The following is a 24,070-nucleotide window of genomic DNA, read 5'->3' on the forward strand; positions in this document are numbered from 1 at the left end:
AATCACTCCGTAGTGCCGAACTCCGCATCAGTCTCTGTCTCGATACCACCGTCAGCGACAACTGCTTCTGGCTGTGTCTGGTCAAGTGCTACAGACACCACGTCCACCAACTCGTCTTCGCTGAGTCCGTTGAGGACGTGTTCAGCCTTCTCCGGGGACAATCCACGATTCGCTAGCTCCTGCTCGACTGCTTTGGAATGGACGAACTCTTCGAAATCAGCAGCGCGGGAGTCAGCCTCGTGAGCAACAACGTCGAGCGCATCTTCCGCGTCAGCGTCGAGGTCAATGATCTGCTTTTCCTCCCACGACGTCTTGATCGTCAGCGGGTAATCGCCATGTTCGTCGACGCGAACCAGCGCTTGTGAGTAGCCCTGTCCGTCACCCAGCGACTCCTTGCCGGCTTCGGCGTGCTGGATGTAGGACTGCTGTTCGCTCGTTAGCCCAGCGCTCGTTGCGGTTTCGTCGCCCAGTTCCGGCTCGCGGTGATGCACCTTGATCGGGCACATTCCTGCGATTTCCTCAGCGGCTCCCTTGTCCTCGAACTCAGAGAGCGTCTGAGACAGCATCACCAGTCGCAGTCCGGCGTGGCGCTGGTGCCGAGCAATCTGGTTCAGCGACTCCAAGTTCGCGTCGTCGTTGAACAGGTAGTGAGCTTCGTCGATGATGATCTCGACCTTCTGCTGCATATTTTTCGCCTGCTGGTACAGCGTGCTCAGCAGCAACTGCATGATGAACGACTGCTTACCGAGGCCGCTGCCCGAGCCTTCGACCTGCTGGAGGTCCAGATAGACGGCCTTGCTGCTGTCGTCGATCAGCCGCAGGTCCGACTCTTTCGAGAGGTTGCCGAAGGTACTCCCCGGCCGGAACGGATGCAGCGCAATCGAGAGTTCATTTGCGTACTGCTGGATTTTCTGCTGGGAGGACTCTGTCGTCGCTCCCGGGAACATTTCTGGCTCTTCCTGGAGGCGGTCGACGACTTCGAGGAAGTCACTCAGGTCCGGCGAGTTCTCCGGCGTATGTGTCGACGGGTCCGCTGGGTCGATATCCGATTCAGTGAATATCTTGTCGATCAGGAACGTGATGAGGCCGCTGTGCATCTCCAGATCGACATCCCGGGATTGCAGGAAGTTCTCGATGACCCCGTACACTTCGTCTTTCTTGGCGGAGACGGGCTGCATATCCGGGGACTGTTCAAGGACATGAGGCGGCGTCGGATGCATCTCGCACGGGTTCAGCGGCGTCTCGCCGCTGATCGTGATCGTCTTTGCGTCCAGCATCTTCGCGCTGCCGTGCATATCGCCGACCGGGTCGATGTAGATCTGCTTGACGTCCGACCGCTTTTTCAGCATCCGCATCGCCCGAGCCTGCGTGCCGTGCGTCTTCCCGCCGCCGGGCATTCCAGTCACCAGCTCCGAGTGACCGGTTTCCAGTTCCCATGGATCGATCAACAGCGAGGAGTCGTTGTGGCCGTGCAGTCCGTACTCGATGCCGTTGTCCATCCGGAGGTAGTTCGACGAGAACGGGAACAGCGATCCGAGGGCGTCCCCGGTCATTGAGGAGAGCCGGTTCTGCCCGAGTTCATTGGCTCCAATCGGCGAGACTGTCACCAGTCCTTCTTCCTGCCGGCGGGTCGTTCGTTTGACTCCACAGTTCGACGGTGAGTCTCGTAGGAGCGTTTCGAGCCGGTTCGTTTGCTTCCGGAGGTCTTCTTCGGTCTCCGCAGTGAGTCGGATGAACGCTCCGACACGGAACAGCGACGTGTGGTTCCGTCGGACCATCTGCCGGATGTACTTCGCCTGGTTGACTTCCTGTTCGATATCTTCCGCTTCAAGTTCGCCTTTGTCGTTTTGCAACATCTTCAGTGATGAGATCCACTCTTTCATCACCGACACTGCTGCATCAGAATCGTATGGGTCAATGTGGATTGAGACGTCGACGGCAAGCTCCGTATCCAGCAGTAGTTGCTCAAGCATCCCATTGGTCGGATGCTCGGGATACGTCTCGATCCAGAAGCAACGCGTGTACGTCTCCTGATCGATGAGGGCGTGGTCGGCTTCCCACTCGATATCTGTTGGCGCGACCAGCGACCGATGGTTCTCTCCCGGTCGGTGGAGTTGGGAGACGAAGTCAGTCTCATTGACCTCGTAGTCGGTCCCGCCAACGTCATCGGTATCCATGCCCTCCGCAGCGTCGTGGGCTGCAGCACCCTCGCCGTGCTTGATAAGTTCCCGAGCAGAGTACGTCACCGGGGAGACGGAGGCCGCCTCTTCGTACTCGCGTTCCGACCGTGTTTCGCAGGCCCAGTAATCCTCGGTCAAGTGTGCCAGTTCGTGGGGCTGACCGAGCGGCTACGACACCGATACAGGTTGCTGACTGCCCTATCGACGGTCCCGAGTCGGTCGTGGAGTTTCTTCGCTTTGAACTCCTCTCGCTCGGCCTCAGTGAGCGTGTCGCTGTCGAACCGAGCGAACAGTCGGCCAATAGCCGGCATCCCGGCAAGGTAATCCGCGATGGAGTCACTGTTCATCTGGAGGTCGTGAATATCATCGTCGGTGACCCAGACGATGATGTAGTACTTGCGCTGGATCTCAGTCTCGGTCTCGACGGTGCCGCTGTCGTCGGTGTAGCGGTTGACGAACTCTGTCAACACCCCTCGGAAGATGGGATGGCTCTTTGCGTCGGGATCTTCGAGTCGGTTGATGTGGGACTCGATATGGGACTTGTTGTCGACTTCGGCCGTTGTGACGTGAAGCTTCGCTCGCCCAGTCAGCGACTCTGACAGGCGTGTGAGCGATGTGACGGCTTTGTCCCATTTCTCGTCGTCTTGGAGGGCCATGTTGGCGGGCTCGACCTCGACCGCGCCGACGTACGCTCCGTCGACGCGCTCAATGCCGTGGGGCATGATCCGCTCAAGTCGCGTGACTTGGCGAGTGTCCTGATTGCCCTGGTCGTGGGTGTAGTGGTGCTTTTTGACGAGCCAGAACAGTCTGACTCGCAGCCACTCAGTCAGCCGGTAGTGGTCCGGGCGGACTTTGTGGAGGATGTAGAGGAAGACTTCGGCAAGCGCTGCTAGACCCAACGCTGGGAAGAACAACGCTGCTGGCACGAATGGCATTCCCATGGCGACGAGGAAGCCAAACGGCGGGAGGAGGAACAGAATGAGTTCCCCGAGTGTGTAGTCCCCCAGAAGTTGGTTGTATCTCCAAGAGATTCGTGGATGATGTTCGTGTTGTAGTCTTCTTGTGAGTCAGCCATTAGTTATCGTCCTCCGAGTATGTATCTGGCAGGCCGTCTCGGTACACGTCTGGTCCTAATACATCGTCATCAGTTGCAAACACGTCCTTGAGCGTGTCATACGACTCGGACTCCTCGGTATCGGTCTCGGTCTCCGAACTGTCGTTTTCGTCGAAGTGCTCGTCGGAGAACGGCGGGTCGACGTCAGACTCGTAGATTCTGGTATCGCCGGAGTTTTTCTGTGTCTGGCGCTCACTGTTTGAGTCGCCGTCAGATGGACTGGTTCCAGCGGACTCACCGGACGCAGAACTCCCGTTGCTGGAATTAGTGAACTTACTGTTGAGAGCACTTCCGGCAGATGAGCCGCTGGACCCGCCAGTACCACTGGCAGGCGGTGTGGAGCTACCAGAGCCACCGGATCCACTACTACCACTGCCGCCAGAGGGTGGGGCGGAACCACCTGAGCCACCGGAACCACTGCTGCCGCCACCTCCGGAGCCGTTGATACTACTTCCGCCACCACCGGAACCGTTAGTACTGTTTCCACCGCTCCCAGCTCCGTTGGCACTGCTGGTATTGCTCCTCATGCCAGCGGGGTTGGCTGCCATCTGTCGATGGACCATCTGAGCACCCGTGGCAGCGCCGCCAACACGTCCTTTTGCGGCGCTTGAGGCAGCTCGAATCGTGCCACCCGTCGCCATTGCTGCGCCGGGTCCACCGACTGCTCCCGCTCCAGCTGTGGCCGCTGCGCCAGTAGCTGCCGCTCCAATCTTTGCTGGTTTTGCGACCGATTTTTTGCCGCCGGCAAGCGCCTGCTCGCTGACTTGAATCGCAACGCGGCTACTGCGCTGGATGAGGATCTTCTGTGACTTCGCCGCCAAGTACAGCGTCACGAGGCTGATGAACAGCGACAGTTCAGAAGCCAGTCCCCAGTTTGTCGCTTCGAAGCTCATTCGTATCAAGATTGCAGGCGGGGTGCCCGCAGCGAGGACTCCGGGGTACGCGCCGGCGACCTGTTTTGCCAGTCCCGAGAAACGGTTCAGCGGCCAGACTTCCACTGCCCAGAACGTCGCGACCAACGGCATCGAGAGGGTCAGCAGGAAGACTAGCAACCATCGGGTGATGAAGATGAACGCCGCCTTGAGGTAGACATACAGTCCGACAATGATGAGGACGAGGAATATCCCCAGACTAAGGTCCGCAATCTGCTGAGCTGAACTGATTAGTGCGGCGACTTCAGTCGTTGATTGACCGGACTTGTAGATCTCGCGACCGATGGCATTGAAGAACTGAGTCCCCAGTGAGGCCACTGGGAGCCAAAAGAACAGTGAGAGGAAGGCAACCCCAAGTCGGCGTAGGAGCTTCTTCCGAATGACCGGGTTCATCGACCCGTATCGAACTCCAATCATTGCCAAGACGATGAACTGCAGCCCGAGTGCCAACCCAACGATTCCATCGAAGTAGATGCCCGATATTAGCGAGTTCCACGGGGCATTACTCGCAGATTCGAACGCAATGTCAACTGGGGCCGATGAATTCGGTCCTTCGGGGGCGGGTGTCCCTACCATCGGGTCAATGAGGCTCTTAAAGAACCCATCAAGATAATTGACTATCTGCGTTTTAAGTTGAGCAAGGAAACCACTGATACCAGCTGTGATTGCCGACGAGAGTTCTCCCAGCAATCTCTGGAAAACCTCCTCAACGAGATCCTCGCCTATTCCCGACTGCATTGCTACGTCTCCGTCTCCGTTGAACTTGCAGTGACCTCTTCAGGAGTCCCAATCAGAGTCCGCTCGCATCCAGATGAATTTTCATAGCTGATCGTCTGAGTGAATGTGACTGGATCGCTCCAAAGGAATTCAACGGTTAATTGCTCATCTCTTTTAGCGCTCTCATCAACTCTCGGACAAGAAGAAACGCTGTCTTCAATGAGGGAAAAATATCTGACGACATTGGTTTCACCAGGCTCTACCGGGACAAACACGTCTTCTTTTTCTTTTCCGTTCATTAATGCGCGGGTAGCTGCACCGGTTCGCTCACCCACATTCCTGACAACCACCACCAAGTGGCCGAGGCCTTCACGAACGTCTGGATGTTCAGTGGCAGGAACAACTTTCTCAAGTTCGAATGTAGTGCCCAGTTCGAGTGGGATTTCGGTTTCAACGTCATCCCCACGGAGATAGAGTGTGTGCTGGCCCCGGGGCAATGGCTTGTAGTTATCATCTCCCGCCGTGAGCAATAGGCTGGTCCGGGTTTCACCAGCATTGAAGTAGTCGCTGGAGAACTCCCGACCGGACTCTGTGATAATGCTGACCGATGACGGCTCGATCTCATCGGTTACAGCCACTTCCAGAGCCAATTGGCGGCCGTTCTTGACAATCTCAATTGATGTTTCTTCGATGTAGTCAGACTGCTCTTCTGGCGGGCCTGCGCTTCCACCGTCTCCGTCACTGCTATCAGACAGCCCGCCACTGCATCCTGCAAGCGCGGCAAGACCCCCACTAAGGAGTCCAAGCACTGTTCTGCGGTCGATGCTGCTGTTTCGTGGTATATCTTGCTTTGTCATGGATTATACCAACCGATGAATTTGCCTCTCGTCCAGACGTCGTAGCCATACAGCGCCAGCACAGCCGGCAACAACGTCAGGAGCGTCACGACAGCGAGGTCGATGAACTCCGCAAGGTCCGGGAGATTAACTTCGTAGGCGACCCGCTCTTGGGTATCTCGTACCGGGACAGCACGCCCTTGCTCCCACCAGATTTGGGTCGGGCTGTACTGGATGATCGCCGAGGAGACTTCGCCCTGGTCGACGGTGACCGTAATCTCATCATCGCCAGACAGTGACCGTTCGACCCGGGACTGGCCCGTTGCGACAGTAACGTTCCCTGCCGCAATCGGGAAGCCAGCCGTCGGTTCGACCCGGACCAGCAGGTCCGTCGAGTTGTCGGTCAAGTTGACGACCTCGGAAGTGATATTGACCTCGCGGATCGGCGTCGGGTTCGTCGAGTCTGTGGGCTGTTTGATGCTATTCCCACGGACGAGCCCGCGAATCTCGAATGTCTCCGTCCGAAGTTGTTCTGCGCTCCGAATCGTGAACCGATCCGCTGTCGTGAATGACTCCGAACGGTTGATCCGAATCTCTGGCGGGAGCGTGGTCCTGTTGGTCGCGTTGGCGGTCGCGTTCCCCGTCGCGTTCATCGGATATGTTGCTTCCAGCGACGGCACGAACCGCCAGCCGTCGGACCTCTCATTTTGGACGCGGTTGACCGTGACTTCCGGACCTTCTGTAGCTCGGACAGCATGGGTCTCAAGCGGTCGGACTGGTGTGGTCGTGTTCTCCGACCAGTTCTCCCAGCCAGGTGGTGAGCGAGTGTAGAACCGCCACTGGCTCTGGATCTCGTATCCGGCATCGAACTGGACGCGCTGCCAGCTGCCGGGGATTTCGGTCCCAATTCGATAGTCGTCTGTTGTGGCTCCCCTGCCGTTCGGGACAACACCGGGTTCGACGGTCATCTCTCGTTCGGACAGGTTCTCTACTTGGACCGTCCGTGAGTCCGTGACCGTCAGTCCATACTCGGTGGTCCCCTCACCAATCCGATTCGAGAGGTTCACCGAGATTATCGTCTCCAATCGGAGCTCGGTGGTTCCGTTGATCCCGGTGTAGTTGAGTGTGGGCTGGGCGGCAGTGCTGTTGTCCATCTCCGTCCCGTTAGCGTACAGCGTCGTCTTCGTCGACGTGTTCACCAGCCGATAGTCCTCTTCGATGAACTCCGAGAGGACTATCCGGTAGTCGTGGATTGCACGGACAGTCCCATTCGGACGGACCAGACGCTCTGTCCCCGACTCTCGATGGACAACTGTCGACGGCTCTACGCTGAAAAACGCGACATAGGCGTCACGAATCCAGAGTCCAGAGCGAGTGTCCGTGACGTTCACTGGTCGCGAGGAGTGCTCGATCCCAGTCTGGAACGAATCGTGTTCGGGCCGATTCCACAGCGCCACATTCGATGGCTCGCGAGAGACCATATCTCCCGTGCATGAAGGCAGGACGGCCAGCGTGCCGTTCTCAGCCGCTGACCGGTCGGCCCGCGTAAGGTTCGGATGGTCTGGGTCGCCAGACCACAGCGCACGGAAGAACGTGTGGTTGTGGTTGTAGGACCGGTTCGGAGGCACGACGCCTGCTGTCGCGTTGTCCCCAACAGAGGCATTTGCCGGTGGATTCGAGGCGTTCTCGTAGCACGAGACTTTCGCGCTGAGGTTCTGTCTCGATCCCACTTCGACGGACCTGTTCACGTCTGACTGGTTCGCTGCTGATCCTCGATCAACGGATTCGTTGCCCTCGGTTCCGTTGGCTGCTGTCCCGTTGTCTGTTGGTCCCCGGGCACTGGACCCATTGTTTTCAGTGTCGTTCGCTTGCGATCCCTCTCCGCTGGAACCATTCGCAGTGGCGTTTTGTTGGAGTACCCCCACGCCACTGAGATTCCCCTCGGTTAGAGAGTGTGCCGTCCCCCGCTCAACAGACTGGGGTGGATTTCCGAGCGTATCGGTTGCCGGCCCTGCAGCTCCGACTGTCGAGAGCAGCGAGCACAGGGCCGCGATCACCAGCAGTGAGCGGAGTGTTGGCATCGTATTTAGAATGGCGTCACGCAGTCCGAGAAGCCGAAGCCAACGTTGTCTCCGAACTTCGTGATGAGTTCTGGGGCCACAATTGCCAGTACGACTACGCCGAGGCCGACAAGCGAGAGGATGAGGTCCCGGCGGGCCTCGTTTTGCTGGTTCGGGTTCCCTGACGCACGCATGTACGAAAGACCACTGCGACCGACGAACACCATCGTCGCTGGCAGGCCGAGGCCAGCCAGTGCCCCGAAGACAACGTTGACGCCGTCTTCGACAGCAGTATCACAGTAGATGTTCCCGACGTCGGTCTGGCCCATTGCAGAGCCAGCAAACAGTGTAAGGAGCAACAGTAGCTGCGTTGCCTGTCGCACGCCGGGCGTGAGCCAGGCTTCAGCGAACCGCCGCTTTGCGTGAGTGTAGAGTGTTGATTGTGAAGCCGATGCGTTCGATGCTTGTGTTTGGGTTGCCATGGATGTCTCTGTTCGAAGCGTCTTGCTTACCCACCGATTCCCCACCGGTGATCCGCTGTCGCCGTTATATTTATTTTCTTACACAGTTGGTAAATTCCGCCTTGAATTCACCAGCATGTATTGGCATTGGGCTGAATAAAAAACCTGTGAACGAACTATAGGGTTCCATTTTGTGATATGTAGTGTTAGACGGCAATGCCTTAATTTTCCAGCACCATGAATTTTAATGCTACCAAGAACATCTATTAGTTTAATAACTAGTAAGATAATTTAATATTTCTAGGTTGGCAGAATATCCGGAACTTATGCTATAATCAGTGCGTCATCCTCATCCAAATCGGCCGTAGTAGGGCTTGATCCCGACCGACGACGACTCAGGCTTCGCCTGGCGGCTCTACAAACTAACCAGGAATCCGGTATTCCGGATGTTTTCTGGGTTTCTGTTCTCTTTGCTCAGATAGTCTTGATACTCGACAGTGTAGCGGTGCTTGAAAACGAGTGGTTGCTGGGAGGTGCCAAGCTACAGTCACACTCCAAGACAGCTGGCAGCGTTCTATGTGACATCTAACGGCTCACTATCGCTGATGATGACCACACGGGGATATGAGAGTGTAAACAGCCTAGTCCTACATACGAGTAGTTACACTCTCATACCCCCCGTCCCCGGTATACTTCTGAAGTTAGTATGGATTACAGGAAGAAGCACGACCAGAGAAGCTACTTACTCGGTAGTTGCTTCTTCCACTATCTCGATCTCCTCGTCAGTGAGTCCGTACAACTCGTAGACGATCTTGTCGATCAGGGCGTCAGTCTTCGCAATCTTCTCGTCGAGCTCCTCAGCGCGCTCGACTGTTTCGAGGTAGTTCTCTAAGCCATCGGCCACGTCGCCGATGTCGGGCAACTCGATCTCCTTCAGTCGGTCGACAAGCGAGTTCGTCTTCGTAGCCGTTTCGCGGAAGTTTGCGAAGCCGCCGGCCTCGTCAACGACGACCGGCACGAAGTGCTCGATCAGGTCCGCCTCTGTTTCCGTGAGATCCGTAATCCGGAACGCGGGGAGGAGATCCGTTTTGGTGTAGCCCCACCGGTCCGTTTCGTGTGCGTCCTCGTCGTCGGGTTTGTAGCGAGCGGTGGCCTTGATGAGAACCGTGTTGGGGGACTCACGATCGACGGTGACAGTGCCAACGCGGAGGTTCGCGTGATATTTAGTAGTTTTGCGGAGTACTGATGCCCCGGCACTTTCTGGTGGTTGAATAAAACCGAGCTCTGCGAGTGAGGAGCCACTATCATATACACCCAGATAGTCCTGAAGAGAGCGATTCAGAGATTGATGCTTCCCATGTAATTCAATCATCTGATCCGCTAATTGAGGCAGGATATCTCCGGCACTAGCACGGAGTTTAGCGGTATCAAAGGAATCTGAAATTGACCCTGCTGAAAGGTAAGATGCGTACCTTTGCTCGAACTCTTTCTGTTCGAACTCTTGGGTTGAAGAATCGGGTGGGAGTGGAATAGAGAATGGATTGAGATAGTCTGTTTTAAATGTGAAATAGCCACCTCGAAGCGCGTATCCTGTGTTCTTTAGAAAATACCAGAGAACTTCTGTATTGATAATGGAAAGCAGATATTTTTCTCCGACCTGATCCTTGTCTGTTTTCACTCCGTATACCTTCGTTTTGTGATAGAGTCCTTCCGAGTCGTACGTGAAGTTGGTCCCATAACTGATCTCGGGGGTCACGATCTTGTCCTCCTCAAATTCTGTTAGATTCTTTGGATAGACATAGTCGTACCAACCCTCTCGATCCATTTTTCCACTTTCTCTAGCTCTGATCTCCTCCTCGTGTTCTGTGAGGTATTCGTAGAGATTTGGATATGAATCTTCAAGCTGTTCTTCTTCAACGAATTCGGCATATACCTCGTTTTCATCCTCGTGAAGTAGATATGGGTATATAACGAGATATTCTGGAGCAAGGGGATCATATCGGTGGACATCTTGACCCTTCAACAGTGGCTTCAGTAATTCTGACTCCAATTTCCATTCTTTGCCGTCTTCTTGGCTGCGGACCGTGACATACTCCCCTTCTATGTCTTCGATCTTTTCTAAGAGATAGATAGAGTCTCCACTAGTGACTAACCCCTGGTAAATTCGATCGGTGACTGTCTCCAGAGTCGGCCCCGCATCATCGATCTTTTCTAAAATTCGCTCTGTCTCGGCATCACGGAAGATCCACGGTTCAGAGTCATAATTTGCCTCAATTGATCGATACGATGGAGTCGAGCCCGTTTCGAGTTTTTTCGGAGCGAGTTCTGCATAGTCGAACTCTTTCTGACTTCTCTGACTGAGGAAGAGCAAACAAGTGTAGACTGAGGCTCCTTCGAAAACCTGCTCATGCCTGAAAGAGAGAATCTTATAGATGGATTTCCTTCCCGACAGATACTCTCTTAGCCCGGTTCCGAAGTCACTCTGGAAGAATTTGTGTGGCTCAATGTATCCTAAGATCCCCCGCTCTGAGAGCAGTTGCTGTCCCTTTTCAGTGAAGTTTGCATAGATGTCAAAATTCCCAGTTGCAGATTCATACACAGTAGTAAAGTAGGAAGCTTGTTCTGGAGTGTGGTTTCGTAGCGATTGAATACGAATATACGGCGGATTCCCGACCACCGCATCGAATCCGGCCCCGGCCAATTTCTCGCCGTCGAGGTCGAAGAAGACTTCGGGAAATTCCAGTTCCCAGTGGAAGAAGTCCTGTTCCTCGGCAACTTCCTGCGCATTGATGAACCAGTCTGTCTCCTCAATCTCTGCCCAGTCGTCTTCATCCTCGATAGCATCGGCCATGCGCTCGTAGGCGTCTTCAGGAACGTCAACTCCGAATTCCTCGGCAGTGTGAACGTTGGCTAACTCGAAGAGCCGCTGATACAGCGGATCGTCACGGATCTCGTCGTACAACCCCTCCATCGACTTGATCTCTTCTAGTGTCTCGTTGTCGAACGCGAGAAGATTGGCCATCAACTCCATTACGTGTTCGAGCGTATCCTGGCGGACGCGGGCGAACGCCTGTGTGAGCGTCAACTGCCCGTCGCTCCCCTCGGTGTCGTCACTCAGAACCTCGGTAATGTCGCTGCCGACGAGTGAGTTGCCGGCTTTGAGGTGGTGGTCGAGGAAGGCGAGTGGCTGGTCGGCGGCGAGTGTCTCCAGCCACATCGAGAGCTTCGCGAGCTCGACAGCCATGCCATTGAGGTCGACGCCGTAGATACTCTCCTTCGAGATCTCCCGTCGGATGTCTTGCTCGTCGTATGACTGGATTTCCTGTTCTCGGACAACAGCCATCACCTGCTCGGTGAGGTACCCAGTCGCCTTTGTGAGGAAGTGTCCACTCCCCATTGCGGGATCGAGTACCTTCAGCTCCGTCACGCGGTGGTAGAAGCGTCGGAAGTACTCGGGGTCGCTTTCTGTAAGCCCGTCGGCTTTAAGATCGTCGTCGATCTCTTCGACCAGAGGATCGACCGTCTCCTCGACGATGTACGTCACTACGTAGTCGGGCGTGTAGTACGCGCCCGTCGCCTTCCGCTCCCCTTCGTCGTTGACGACGTAGAGCCCACCGGCATCAACGGTTTCGACGGCGTCAGCGACCGACACCTCATCGCCCTGTTTCCACACCTGTCCCCCGTCCTCCGAGACGGCGGCCATCCCTTCGTCGGGTGCGATACGGAACTCGTGTTCGAGCAGGCCCTCGTAGATGGTCCCCAGGTGGCGCGTGTCAAGATCTGCATAATCCGCCAGCACGTGCTCACCCTCCTCGTTCACAGTGGTCGAGAGCCGGAAGATCACCTCCGCGATGTACGGGTCTGATACCTCGTTGGCGTCGAGGAACGCGTGATCGTCGGTGTCGAACAGGCCACCGTTGTACGGCGGGATGTCGAGGTCCTCTTCACCTTCGTCGACGAGTTCGAAGAGGCGGGTGAGGCGGTTCCAGATGCTCGTGGAGTACTCGCTGTACTCGCGGTGGAACGTCTCACTGTCGGTGAGATCCTCTCCCTCCAGGTCGTCGAGGATCTCCGAGCGCTTGGCGTCGAGGCTGAAGTTCTCGTGATACTCAGCATTCCGTTTGGGGTCGTCCGGATCGATCAGACCGCGCGACTCCGCATACAGGACGAACATAAGCCGATACAGCAAGACGAGCGACTTCTCTTTGAGCTCGTCGCGCGCCGCTTCGTCGTCGGGGTCGATGTCGAGGTCGTTCGACTCGACGAAACCCTCTCCGAGCACCCGGAGCGCGGTGAAAACGTTGTCCTGAAGGTCCTCCCGAGTTCCTGTGCGGCTGTCTCCGACTCGTTCCACACCGTTTCAAGAAAGGAGGTACCTGCAACCTCGGTAAATGCGCCCGGGCGGAAGAAGCAGTAGAAGTATTTGAACTGCTCAAGGTCACCCGATTCTAGTAGCTCCGGGAGATCAACCTCGTAGTAAGTCTGCGTCTCGTAATCTTTCGTGCCGTACAGCCGCCACTTCCGCCCGTTCGTGAGAATTCCCCATTTGAGATCGGGGGGTGTGCGTTCGAGGTAGTACTTGATCTGGTGAGAGGCGTCTCGGTATGAGCGGTCCTCGCTAAATCGTTGGTCGAAGTCGTGGCCCCACTGCTTGGCCTCGACGAGCGCGGCCGCCTTCGCGAACATTCCTCCAGTGTCGTTCTGAAGCTTGCGCTCGGCGGCCTCCCGGCGCTTCTCGTCGGACTCGTACAGCAAGCGGTCGACGTACCCGCCGCCATCAGGAAGTGTCCCCTCAGAGATCGTGTCGAAGCCGAGAACTGAGCACACCTCAGTGATCCATTGATCGAGAAGCTCGTCCTCGTTATACGACCCAACGAGATCCTTTTCGAGTTCCCACAACTCGCTGAGGGCCTCAAAGGCGGCTTCAGCTTCGTCGTCACGCTCCCAGTCTTCCAGGTCATTGACACGCTCATCAAGATAATAGCCGGAGAAGAGATCGGAGTTCCGGTAAGGCGCGTCACCGAGAGTTGCCTGACTCATTGAATGATATACTCAATCTTCGTGACTGTATTAAAACCCGATGTAAAGTTGTGGGGGTGAATCCACTGACGTGTGAGCCTAGTCGTATAGATTGAACTTGTAGATCCCTACTAAGTACGGACGCTTGATGTAACGTTCCCAGACGTTCCAATCATCGTGTCGGTACGTCTTTTCTCTGACCGAGTCATCATTTGGGGCGTCGCCACGAATGTATGCGATTACCCCCTCTGGCATGTATTGGTCATGCACTCCCTGATTATGTCGATGGTTATGAGTGAAGTAGTGGCGGAAGTAATGTGGTGTGACTTTCTCTTCTGTTGCTAGTCCTTCGGACCACCAACCATACTGTTTCAGTACACCTTCTGAGGCCCCGTTTTTGGTGAGAAGAGCATATACCGACTGTCGGGTGAGACGATCATTATCACCCGAAACTTGGCGGTTGAGAAACACTGGTCGGGCCTGTTGAGGATGTGAATGAGCACATCGTCGAGTAAGTAGGTACTCTAGTAATGCTGTCTTGAGTTCATCATCTATCGGAATGAGTGTCCCGCTCGGTCGTTGGCGCTTATTCCCCACCGATCTCGTCTCAGCACGGACTTCCGTGTTTGATTGATATCCACCCTCTAAGAATACGGTATCGGGAGACGAACGAATAGCAGAATGAAGTGATATTTTACGCGCCTCAAGTAGAGAGTCATAGATTGGATGGTCTAGATGAAGGCAACACAAATCTAAGTTCACCAGCTCGCCGACTCTTGCGCCTGTTTTCAGGAGAAACAGAATCATTGCTCTGTGAATCGGCGTGGATAGCCACTGTACAAACGCCTGCATTTCCTGCATTTCAATCCGCGGACGCCCCGGTGGTGATAGATTGAATTCAGACTCAGGAAGATCATTCAATGCCTTCTTTGCGGGGTTCTGAGTGAGTACACCTTCGTCCTCAACGAGCCAGTTGTAAAATCCAACAAGCTCACGAAGGTATTCATGTCTCGTACGGTCTACTAGATCAATTTTCTTCGGCACTTTCGACTGCGACCCTGTGATCGTATAGTACCGATTCCCTGTACGGAGGTGGTCGTTAAATTCAGCAACGTGTGTATCATCGATGTTACAAAGATGAGATTCGAAGTCTTTGAACAAGAAGGCTTCAAACTCTCGAAGAATCGTACGCGTCTTCTTAATGTACTCACTTTCCTTTCCATACCTCCGTTTCCGCCTGATATACTCTTGAATCGGATCCCGCTTGAGCTCAAGTACATCTGTTGACGTACTAGTGTCCATTTCGAGAATCTGGTCATCAGACCATTTTTGAGGGATACTTCTGTCTGCCATTTTCAGAGATTTCGATATCCACTTCCGGGGACATTCTCCACCTTCTCCTCCTTCAGCAATTCGTACAGAGCATCGATGACTAACTCCTCAAATACGGTCTCTTGTAACTCATCCAGGGTAGCGACTTCGTGGGTCGACAAATGATGCACTATACAATGTTTGATCTCGGAATCCGATCTGATTACATCTCTCTCAGCTTGCTCGCGATCCTCCACAAGTTCATCTACTGATTCAAGATCAATTCGTCCGTTGCAGTCCCATAGATGGACCCCGGTACGCAAACGCCAACGGAGCCATTCTGAGCGAGATTTGGCTCCGGATTCCTCTGCTAACCTAGTGTACTTCGCCTTTTCTTGCTCTGGTATCCCAGAGATATTGATGTTGGCCACATCCCCGCTCACTTACGTCGGGACTATTTATTCCAGAAGTTTTGGAGACGAGAGACCAATTCTAATGACTTCTTCCACTGGGAACTGGAGTATCCCGAGGTGTTCTTCGGGTCGGGTGGGAAGAGGCTAGAGGGAGCTGGGTTTGACACGGTGATTGGGAATCCACCGTATGTAAGTGCATGGTCAATGACGGAGGATGATGCTGAGTTAACAAGAAATGCTATCAAGGGCTTAGTTGACTCGCCTGGAATACTCTCTGGTCATTGGGATTTGTTTGTCCCATTTATACTCCGCGCTCACCAATTATGCAAAGAGGGTTGTTCGTATTCATACATCATTCCGAATGCGTTCTTCAGAGAGAAGTATGCAACTGAGCCCAGGAAATTCTTATTGGAAAATACTACAATCAGAGAGATTGTTGGATTCGGAGAGAAGAACGTATTTGAAGGGGTCTCGCGACAAACAGCAATTCCGATAATTGAAAAATCTGCACCGCTGTCCGACCATACTATACGTATCAATCAGGAATACAATCCAGATGCAGATAAGGGTGAGAAAGAGATCACTCAGTCTGACTTCTTAGAACTGCCAGGTTTCCAAATCCGTCATGAATCTGAACTAAAAGAGCTTGATATTCTTGATAAGATAGAAGAGACCAGCCGAAAGATGGGTGATATTTGTTATGTGAACTACGGTGCACAGATATCAAGCAAGGAGAAGGGAGGTTTCGGAAAACAGGAGCTACTGTACGAGGAACCTGGCGAAAACCGTGTGAAGTTCTTTGAAGGGAAAAACATTTCTCGCTATCACATTGAGTGGCCAGGATTGTACTTAGAATATCGTGATTCAGAGATGTATGGCCCGCGACATCCGCATTTATTCGAGTGCGAAAAGCTTGCTATCCGATACGTCTCAGATAGCGATGATTCGTTGCTAGCAGCTTTTGATGCATCAGGTATGTATACCGACCATCTCGTTGTTCTCTGCACACCATATGCAAACATCGAGGGCACTGATTTACGACAAAACTTCGATGGGTTCGATAGAGTAAATCACGAGTACGATTTACAATATCTGCAAGCGGTCGTCGCGTCAACAGTCGAGAGTTTTTATTACGCATCTCGATTTGCTACCGGGAGTTTACAAGGATCATATTCTCATGTATATCCGCAGTCAGTGCGGGATTTTCCTATCCCTGATATTGACTTCCAAACGGAAATAGACGAAAAAGAGGTCTCCGAATGGGTAAGCGATGCTAAATCATCTATTGATCAAAATAGCTACGGAGTCAACGTTGACGAGCTGAATGATGAAAATTCCCACTTTTTACACGAGATTGCATCCGATTTAGCCGAATATCTTGGTAATACGAAAAGCGTTCGTTTCGACCTAAACCTCTCCCTCCTTGATCATCTCGGCTCCTACTCCGACGGCCCGACACTCGCTGATATCGGGCTCACTCAGCCCCCGAAAGGCTCTGCCAACTCTATCCTCCAGATGACCGTCGAGGAGAAACCGAACCTCCGCGTCGGCGAAGCCACTGTGGTCAGAGAGTCTGACAGCACGGTCGAAATTAGACTCACCGCTCGCTACAAACCCGATGACGAGGATGCTAACGAGACCGACCAGTGGGGGTACACGGAGACCGAGCCACTACCGGCGCTACGGATTACGGACCTCTCCAAGAACGAAGCCGAACTTATCGAAGCGTTCGTGCCGGTGGCCGTCGACAAGGCTGACGGGTTTGCTGGCTTCCGGGAGACCGCGACCATAACGAACTCGCTGGTCGACCGGATGCGGAAGCTGACGCTGCCCGACGTCGACGAGGTTCGAGAAGGGCTGGAGAATTACATCGAAACGAAAGAACGAGCCGACGAGCTGGAGACGAAAATCGAGCGGACGGATGAGCTCATCGACGAGATCGTCTACGAGCTGTACGGGCTGACCGACGAGGAAATCGAGATTGTGGAGGAGGCGGTGGGGGAATGACTGTGTCCTCGCGAACGACCGAGAAATTGCTCTTGTGATTGCACCCAGCGGTTAGACAGGCTCAACTTCGTCTCGTCGTCGCTCGTATTCCTCCAGCTCTGTTACCCATTTGTACTCGCTGCTGGGCATGGGCTCTCCGAGCCACTCCAAGAACGCCTCTGTCTCGTCGAAAGATAGCGCCACTCGGCGGTCCCACACCATTATTCCGTGACCCTGCTCGCGGAGTTGCTGGGCACACGTCGCTCGTTTGTCGTCGTCGGTGATCGTCCACTGGGCCCGTGGCCGGTCAGAGTCGCCGGGCCATTCGAGACCGCCGTCACAGGCGTACCAAAGGCGCGCAATCGGGTGGGTGAGGTCCCAACCCTCGGCTGGTGGGTTGTCCATCTAGGTCCAGTAGCGACCGAGGGTCGGGTGTGAGACTGTCCGGAGTCGGTAGGTACCCTCGATGTCCTGGGTGATGCCACGAGAGAACCAGCCCAGCTTGTCGTGGCACCACTCGATATGTGGGCGTTGCATCGAGGCGAGTCGGAGTGCTAGCGGACCGTCGTTGGGGCGTCCAGGTTGCCGTCGCCCAAGAGGAGCCCGCGGATGGTCTCGTGGTGGGTGTCGTCGAGGTCGCGATAGGTGCAGGACTGGTTTCGGGCCCAGTGACCCGCGAGGCGCTGGTACTCGGTGTCGCACTGGTGGTAGACGCCGCCGCGGGTGTCGACGATCCACTCGGTCATCGCCAAAACTGTTAGATATTCGTGAACAAATTTATTACTCATATAGTTTCCATATTAATGCAGATTCGTAGGATAGAACCCGTTCGACAATAATTCAATGGTACGGAGTCGACTTTAGTATGGACATTGCCCCCTCAGACATCGAGGATAAATCCACGCGAGAAGTCCTGGATGAACTTATCCAATATGTTGTTACGAGCGGTGAGGAGATGGAATCCAAGACAACTCGCAGCGGGGGGCAAACTGACCTCAATATCTATCTTTGCGACAATCAGGATTACAACATTGGAGAACTGGATCAGTGGGTGACGTACATCGCGGAGAACGATGGTATAACCGGACATGCTGACAACTACGTTGGTGAACACACCTTCTCGGAGCAGGTAATCGATGAGGATATTTCGCTGGTCGGGATTTCTACACCAGCGAAGAATCGGGAGGATGAGTTTGTTTTCGTGGCAAAAGACGGCTATCTATGGGTTCTTACGACTGTTCACAGCGATTGGCGGGATAAGACAATCGAGAATCTACTCAACTATCTACCGTGTGTCGAACGGCTATATCTCTCTGCTGACGACCTGAGAGAGTTGACCGATGACGTGAAAGATGCGCGTGTGTCCGGCTTCACTGCAAAGTATCACGCTCCGAACCGGGAAAGAGATGCGACGCTCATATTCTCCGGGGCGGAGGAAAATGACCTCGAAGATGCGGAGGAGACCTTTGACGCCAAACCCACTCGGATAGAGTTCGACCAGACCAATTCCCCGGCCACTGCCATCCAGGGCTCTAATACGAATGAGGGCCGGGTAACGATGCGGTCTGTCAAACGTGGCTCCGAAGGGAAAGCTGTAGATACGATAATGGGTCTCACGGCCGGATACCAGGAGCTGGACCGGCAGAGTTTCGAAGTCGAACATGCTCCGGTGCGGCAAGAACTCGATAGCGGCTTCACTGTTGACGGATTCACTGCAGTCGAACTCACCGACCCCGACCGAGAGCAGGCGACGAACGAAGAACTGATAGCTGATTTAGAGGAGAATATCCTGAACGGCAATCAATACCGCTACGGTATTCGTGATGAGCAACGAAAGATCCGGGTTTACGATACCGACCACGATGAACTATTTGACGTAGCGCTTGAGCCACCGAACATCATTCTCTACGCCCGTGAGTCGACGACTGCACTCTCACTACGGTCTTTCGTTCGGGATGTCTACGACGACTTGGACTCGACGTACTCGCTGAGCAAATCGCATAATCCGGTGTCAATACAGTAGCTATGGATGAGGTGACAGAGGGGGTACGGCAACGGCGCGAAGTCAACACGTACAATCTTTTTTACTCCGCTGTCACCGAACGAGCGACGCCGGCGCTCTACAATCATGGTGTCCGTATTCCGATGTTCTTCCCGGAAATCAGTAACCCGCGAACCGGTGTGACTGCAGAGCCAGATTTTGTACTGTACGACGGGGAGACTTGTGTGCTCGCGGAGATTAAGAGCGGGAATAATATTGATGGGCGCGATATCCGACAGATGCGGGAGTGTGCAAGCATCGATATCGAGGCCGCGGAGGAGGCCTTACGAGCCGCCCAGGTCCGTGACCGGATTGGACTCAGTGGCACCGTAACGGCTGTTGAGCCAATCATCATCTATCAAGACATGGACGAGGAATATTTGGAGGAGGTGCGTGAGGAGTCTACGCAGTTTGCAGATACTGTGGACGAGCTGACGAACCATGCCGTGCTGATGACGCAGGACTATGGTGGTGAACTCCGACCACTCACGGGTGAGTTCAACGATTCGGGGAATCTACAGTCGCTTTTGCGGCGCGGAATAGAATTACCCGAGAACCCGCCCGACCAGCTCATGCTGACCGAAGGAATGGAGCATGAAGTGCTGGCCATGGCGGTCGCCGACGTATGGGGTGAGCAAGCACTAGACCACGACGACGGGATAGAGGTTAGTCGGACCGAGGTTCGTGACTATTTCGCACCGAAGCACAACGTCGGCCTCACCGAGTTGGAATTAGTATTTGAGTTTCTTGTCGAATTCGGAGCCTGTGAGCAAGTCGAGAATCACATGTATCGGTTCACCCGTGACCACATGGACGCCGTATTAGCGGTTGAGGAACAGGTGCTCTCGGAGACTGTGCAGGATTACCTGCATGGCTCCGAGCAGGCCTCGCTGACCGACAGTTTTGACGGGAATTAGTCTGAAATATGGTGTAACTTCGGTTTTAATCAGGGTGGCAATAGGCTCCCTTCTCCAGGGAGCGATACGATCGAACAGCGTAGCAGGGAGGAAACGGGCGCAAGAAGCTAGTGCTTTCTACGGTCCCGCAAAAAGATTGGTAGTTTATATACTTGACCGGCGCCACACAAAGTCTCGACTGTGGTATTTTGACCCTTTTATGGAGTTATCTCCATAGGCTTATGTCTATGGAGGCAATAACATAGGATAGCGGATGGTGTCCTACACTACCATCGAAGACTGGCGGGATGTCAAAGACGGCTACGTCGTTGCTGTGACCATCCGACAGACGGACGATGAAAAGTACCCGTGTGGTTGGGATTACAGTCTCCATCTTGGGGAGGTCGGCGGAGACACGATCCTCCGATACGACAATGCCCACGAACGGACGAAAGGGCACGAGCGTCACATTCACGGCGATGTTGAATACATCGAATTTCCAGGGATGCTGACGCTTTACGACCGCTTCAAGGAGGAGGCTACCGAACTATCGCCCGTCTCGTGGAACTGGTCACCGTAGGACGCCGCCGGGAGGAACACAATGCCCACACTCAAAGTCACCGTCGGAAATAGCGACCATCTCGACCAGCGCACACGTAGTCGAATCAAGGCAGCCCAGGAGGGCGAAGATCTTGACGACGCCCAACCGGTACTGAACTTCGACTCGTACGCCGAACTCAGTCGTCTCCTCAGTCCGAAGAATCTGGAGCTGTTGGAGGCGATCTCCGAACATGAACCGGCGAGCATTCGCGAGGCTGCTGAACTAGTTGACCGAGACTACAAGCAAGTCCACCGGAACCTCTCTGAACTCGCAGACATCGACGTTATCGAATTTCAGGGCGGTGGACCGGGCGAAGCAAAGAAGCCGATGTTGGCCTACGACGGTCTCGAAATCGACATTCCATTCACCGAGTCGAACGGGAACACTGGTACTGTTGCACCGTAGTCTATCACTGCAGTTCTGCTTCGGTCAGAGTTCGGCCTCCGCGAACACCTTGTCGATGACCTCCTCACCCGGTGCGTTCAGGTAGGGGTGTATGGAAGGAAAGTCCTCTGTACATTCCAAGAAAGGATGTCTATCCTCTTGCTGAAGTTGAAGGCGATCATACACCAAAACCACAACGGAGGTTGCGAACACTTCTACGACACGCTAGAGTATCAGCTGGATTTCCCTTTGTATTGCCCGTGATCCAGTACAAAATTTTGTGCTCCTCTGGCGGGTGAGAGAATGACAGACCTCACACTCGGTACGTTCGGAGACGGAGACAGCGCCGACAACGACCTCGGTCCCGATGCTGCAAGCATCGCCCGATGCGCGACGACGTGTCGCGCTCCTGACCGCGACGACAGCAGTTGGCCATCTCCAGACGAGGACTGGGGGTGACAACGCAGCGGCCAGAGTCGTCGATCAACACGTCGGCTGGTCGAGCAACCAAACAGCAAACGCGCTGGGTCGTGGACGGAGATGTCGGGGCATATGTTGAGCAGTACGCGACTGGTGTTCTACAAATTCCAGCCACGTACGGCGAGTTCAGTTCAGTCGACACTCGAGTCACATTTGTCGACGGACTTGCTGACAGCTACGGGTACGGCATTGACGCCCAGGCTCTCGAAAAGGCATTGCGGGTCCTCACTGGTGGCGGGCGATATAATGCGTCGCAATATACGGCAATCCCCTGCGGGAAACAGCCGTGGATTCTGACGGGACCAGAAGGGACGCTCTTGTGCAGCTGTATGCCCGTCGAACGGCCGAGGAATCCGTACACGAGGGAGCTTCAGACACCGGAGACAACCCTGCAGATTGAGGAGCAGAACCAAACAGTTCGTACGGGGGCTGCTGAGTTCGCTCATTTGCTGTCCGACGCTCTCGGTGTCGATATCGAGGGTGTAGAGTACGCAACAGTACGCGGGAGAACTCAGCAGTCGTTCGTCGGGGCAGAAGATGAATTCAAAATCGCGGCGAGCGACTTGGCACAACTGCATGGGTTAACATCCGATCCAGCCGTCATCCAGGGGACAGTCAGTCGTGGAGTCCAACCTCCCAACGGTGGCGATCCAATCTCGGTTGATTGGGACGGGCCGGAGCATCCGGTTGGATATCTCGACGAGGGAGATGTAGTCGCTGGCTATGAGTTCACGTGGGAGCAGCCCGAAGAGTCATTAGAAGACGTTGCAGTCGTTCGAGAGTATCGGATAACACAGAGCTACTCGCGGTGGACAATCGACTACCACACCCATCGCCTCGCGTCGGTCGTCCCCTGACTGGTCGTTGTGAATAGGCGAATCTATTCATCACGGCAGTGGTCAGTACAAGAGATGTACATATCGTGCAGTATGGCTGATATATGAACTGGCTTGAACAGTACCCATTTCCTTCTGCTCAAAGTGGTTTTCAGGTTTCATTGGGAGAACAGTTATCAGATAGGATACCGAGTACTGACTATGATTGATCATCGGTCGCCGCGGTGGGTTGGACTATTTGTGGCAGGCTTGGGTGTGATAATAACTGGCGTCCATCACTTTCTGTTATTCTGGTATCCGGAGTATTTCATCGGTACAGAATCCGCACGCATGGCATATCTCGAATCCTGGTTTTCGCTTGTGAGTACGCTCGGTTTCGGCCTCCGTTTTATCGTAATCCCGCTGTTAGCGGCCATGGGCGGGTTCTATCTCGGCCACCTCTGTAAGGAACCGATACAGCGAGTCACCGGATGGTTTCTGGTTGCAGGCTTCGTTTTCGGGGTGGGCATACTCTCGCTTGATTGGATAGTTGCAGAACCGTCCTTCAACATGTCACTGGGTGTCGCAACGCAGTATTGTAGTCTCATGATCATCTCTCTCGCACTCCCTGCGTTAGTTGGCGCCGCAGTTGGGCACTTTTCTGATGATGGTACCCGCTCATTCTCTACCCAATCCATCTGAATCAACCGATACGCGGTCTTACTGAGCAACCGTTTCACCCCTTGATGGATACAGAAACCGTATTTACAGTAAATATGACGTCGTCGCCGCCACATTTTATACGCCCTCCGGGAAGCGGAGGGAAATAAGGATGTCACAGTCTACAGCGGCTAGTAGCAACGAGACAGCAACCACAGACGCCGAAACGAGCGTGCCAGAGACGGCGGCAGATGGCGAAGCAGAAATCGACACTACGGACCACTTGTCGCTCGATGCTCCGCAGCATCTCAAAATAAGCGGCGAGGTCCAGCTGTTTGAGCGGATCTTCTCGGCCGCTGGCACGGTCACAGACAAGACGCGACTCGGGATTGCAGAGTCAGGAATCGCCATCCGGGCAGCCGATCAGCAGGGACACGCGATGGTCGACTTGCGTGTCTCTGGGAGTTCTTTCAGCACCTTCGATGCAGGGAGGGGAACGTTGGGAGTGGACGTCGGACGAGTTCGAGATGCACTCTCGATCGGCGATGCAGGCGACCTTGCACAGTTCAAAGTTGATGCAGCGAATAGCACACTAGAAGTCAATATCGACGGTATAACGCGCACCATCGAGCTTGACCCGCTTGAATCGCTCCGCTACCCTGTCGAAATGCCGGATATCGACATCCCGGCAACCGTCCATCTGAGTCCAGACGACATCTCGCTCGGTCTCGACGCAGCAGATATGCTTTCCGACCGGTTTGACCTTACCGTTGACTCCGATGCCGGAGAAATGCAGTTCGCCGCAGACGGTGACACTGACAGTATGGTTTATACGTGGGAAGACACTGATCTCATCGCCTTCGAGCCTGCAGATGTCGAAGTAAAACTTGACTCGTCGCTCGTCAAATCGGCGAATGCTGACCTTCCAGACGGCACGAGTCGGGTTCTCCATATCGGAGACTCAGTACCGCTCGTGCTGAAATCCGAGTTCCCTGACGCCAATGGAGCGATGCAATTCGTGATCGCGCCGAAGCTCCCGAACTGAGCTGGGTCCGCTTATTTTGCGGAAACAGTGGTGTGTTCTAACCAACGATGACCGTCATACGTTTGGACTGTTGGTTAGTTCATGACCGGAGCAGCAACTTCCTCTCTCTATCACCACAG

18 protein-coding genes and 2 pseudogenes are annotated in these 24,070 nt (G+C 54.4%); 8 read left to right on the forward strand and 12 right to left on the reverse strand.

What is annotated here, in order from left to right:
* Positions 1 to 2: 2 nt before the first annotated feature.
* The 9 genes and pseudogenes from Har1131_RS18575 to Har1131_RS21965 all read right to left on the reverse strand — a co-directional run bounded on the left by Har1131_RS18575 (position 3) and on the right by Har1131_RS21965 (position 15,061).
* The gene (locus Har1131_RS18575; RefSeq protein WP_225308180.1) at positions 3 to 2,318 is read right to left on the reverse strand and encodes a VirB4 family type IV secretion system protein; all 2,316 of its coding nucleotides are present in this window, start codon (positions 2,316 to 2,318) and stop codon (positions 3 to 5) included.
* Positions 2,315 to 3,121 carry a hypothetical protein gene (locus Har1131_RS22300; protein ID WP_225308181.1) on the reverse strand — a complete coding sequence of 269 codons (807 nt, stop codon included), beginning with the start codon at positions 3,119 to 3,121 and terminating at the stop codon, positions 2,315 to 2,317. The genes Har1131_RS18575 and Har1131_RS22300 overlap by 4 nt, the downstream gene beginning before the upstream one ends.
* Positions 3,122 to 3,254: 133 nt before the next feature.
* Complete coding sequence (locus Har1131_RS18580) at positions 3,255 to 4,964, reverse strand: hypothetical protein (RefSeq protein WP_151148079.1); 1,710 nt, start codon at positions 4,962 to 4,964, stop codon at positions 3,255 to 3,257.
* A 2-nt stretch (positions 4,965 to 4,966) separates the two neighbouring features.
* Positions 4,967 to 5,800 (reverse strand): hypothetical protein, encoded by an 834-nt coding sequence (locus Har1131_RS18585; RefSeq protein WP_151148082.1) that lies wholly within the window; start codon positions 5,798 to 5,800, stop codon positions 4,967 to 4,969.
* Positions 5,797 to 7,860 (reverse strand): hypothetical protein, encoded by a 2,064-nt coding sequence (locus Har1131_RS18590; protein ID WP_151148086.1) that lies wholly within the window; start codon positions 7,858 to 7,860, stop codon positions 5,797 to 5,799. Before Har1131_RS18590 ends, Har1131_RS18585 begins: the two co-directional genes overlap by 4 nt.
* 5 nt (positions 7,861 to 7,865) lie before the next feature.
* On the reverse strand, positions 7,866 to 8,321 hold the full coding sequence (locus Har1131_RS18595; RefSeq protein WP_151148089.1) for a pilin: 456 nt from the start codon (positions 8,319 to 8,321) through the stop codon (positions 7,866 to 7,868).
* 721 nt (positions 8,322 to 9,042) lie between these two features.
* Positions 9,043 to 13,340 (reverse strand): annotated as a pseudogene (locus tag Har1131_RS18600) (Eco57I restriction-modification methylase domain-containing protein).
* 78 nt (positions 13,341 to 13,418) lie between these two features.
* Positions 13,419 to 14,672 (reverse strand): tyrosine-type recombinase/integrase, encoded by a 1,254-nt coding sequence (locus tag Har1131_RS18605; protein WP_151148092.1) that lies wholly within the window; start codon positions 14,670 to 14,672, stop codon positions 13,419 to 13,421.
* Between the two features lie 2 nt (positions 14,673 to 14,674).
* Complete coding sequence (locus Har1131_RS21965) at positions 14,675 to 15,061, reverse strand: hypothetical protein (RefSeq protein ID WP_191907513.1); 387 nt, start codon at positions 15,059 to 15,061, stop codon at positions 14,675 to 14,677.
* Between Har1131_RS21965 and Har1131_RS18610 the strand changes: the two genes are divergently transcribed.
* The gene (locus Har1131_RS18610; RefSeq protein ID WP_151148095.1) at positions 15,026 to 17,050 is read left to right on the forward strand and encodes an Eco57I restriction-modification methylase domain-containing protein; all 2,025 of its coding nucleotides are present in this window, start codon (positions 15,026 to 15,028) and stop codon (positions 17,048 to 17,050) included. The genes Har1131_RS21965 and Har1131_RS18610 overlap by 36 nt on opposite strands.
* A gap of 51 nt (positions 17,051 to 17,101) precedes the next feature.
* Here the strand turns inward: Har1131_RS18610 and Har1131_RS22305 are convergent, their stop codons facing one another.
* The 3 genes from Har1131_RS22305 to Har1131_RS22310 are packed head-to-tail and all read right to left on the reverse strand — an operon-like array spanning position 17,102 to position 17,775.
* Positions 17,102 to 17,434 carry a hypothetical protein gene (locus tag Har1131_RS22305; RefSeq protein WP_225308183.1) on the reverse strand — a complete coding sequence of 111 codons (333 nt, stop codon included), beginning with the start codon at positions 17,432 to 17,434 and terminating at the stop codon, positions 17,102 to 17,104.
* A complete protein-coding gene (locus Har1131_RS22610; protein ID WP_255518511.1) occupies positions 17,435 to 17,566 on the reverse strand; it encodes a hypothetical protein in 132 nt (43 codons plus the stop codon).
* A 17-nt stretch (positions 17,567 to 17,583) separates the two neighbouring features.
* Positions 17,584 to 17,775, reverse strand: coding sequence for a hypothetical protein (locus Har1131_RS22310; RefSeq protein WP_225308184.1), 192 nt, complete (start codon positions 17,773 to 17,775; stop codon positions 17,584 to 17,586).
* A 119-nt stretch (positions 17,776 to 17,894) separates the two neighbouring features.
* Between Har1131_RS22310 and Har1131_RS18620 the strand changes: the two genes are divergently transcribed.
* From Har1131_RS18620 to Har1131_RS18650, 7 genes and pseudogenes are all read left to right on the forward strand, one after another.
* Positions 17,895 to 19,052 carry a hypothetical protein gene (locus Har1131_RS18620; protein WP_151148098.1) on the forward strand — a complete coding sequence of 386 codons (1,158 nt, stop codon included), beginning with the start codon at positions 17,895 to 17,897 and terminating at the stop codon, positions 19,050 to 19,052.
* A 2-nt stretch (positions 19,053 to 19,054) separates the two neighbouring features.
* Positions 19,055 to 19,987 (forward strand): hypothetical protein, encoded by a 933-nt coding sequence (locus Har1131_RS18625; RefSeq protein ID WP_151148101.1) that lies wholly within the window; start codon positions 19,055 to 19,057, stop codon positions 19,985 to 19,987.
* A gap of 253 nt (positions 19,988 to 20,240) precedes the next feature.
* Positions 20,241 to 20,546 carry a DUF6516 family protein gene (locus Har1131_RS18630; RefSeq protein ID WP_151148104.1) on the forward strand — a complete coding sequence of 102 codons (306 nt, stop codon included), beginning with the start codon at positions 20,241 to 20,243 and terminating at the stop codon, positions 20,544 to 20,546.
* Between the two features lie 21 nt (positions 20,547 to 20,567).
* Positions 20,568 to 20,972 carry a transcriptional regulator gene (locus Har1131_RS18635; RefSeq protein WP_151148107.1) on the forward strand — a complete coding sequence of 135 codons (405 nt, stop codon included), beginning with the start codon at positions 20,568 to 20,570 and terminating at the stop codon, positions 20,970 to 20,972.
* Between the two features lie 282 nt (positions 20,973 to 21,254).
* A pseudogene (locus tag Har1131_RS18640) lies at positions 21,255 to 22,288 on the forward strand (hypothetical protein).
* Positions 22,289 to 22,468: 180 nt separating this feature from the next.
* Positions 22,469 to 22,948 carry a hypothetical protein gene (locus Har1131_RS18645; RefSeq protein ID WP_151148110.1) on the forward strand — a complete coding sequence of 160 codons (480 nt, stop codon included), beginning with the start codon at positions 22,469 to 22,471 and terminating at the stop codon, positions 22,946 to 22,948.
* 130 nt (positions 22,949 to 23,078) lie between these two features.
* A complete protein-coding gene (locus tag Har1131_RS18650; protein ID WP_151148113.1) occupies positions 23,079 to 23,951 on the forward strand; it encodes a hypothetical protein in 873 nt (290 codons plus the stop codon).
* Positions 23,952 to 24,070 lie beyond the last annotated feature (119 nt).

Source organism: Haloarcula sp. CBA1131 (assembly GCF_008728975.1).
Taxonomy (GTDB): Archaea; Halobacteriota; Halobacteria; order Halobacteriales; family Haloarculaceae; genus Haloarcula; species Haloarcula hispanica.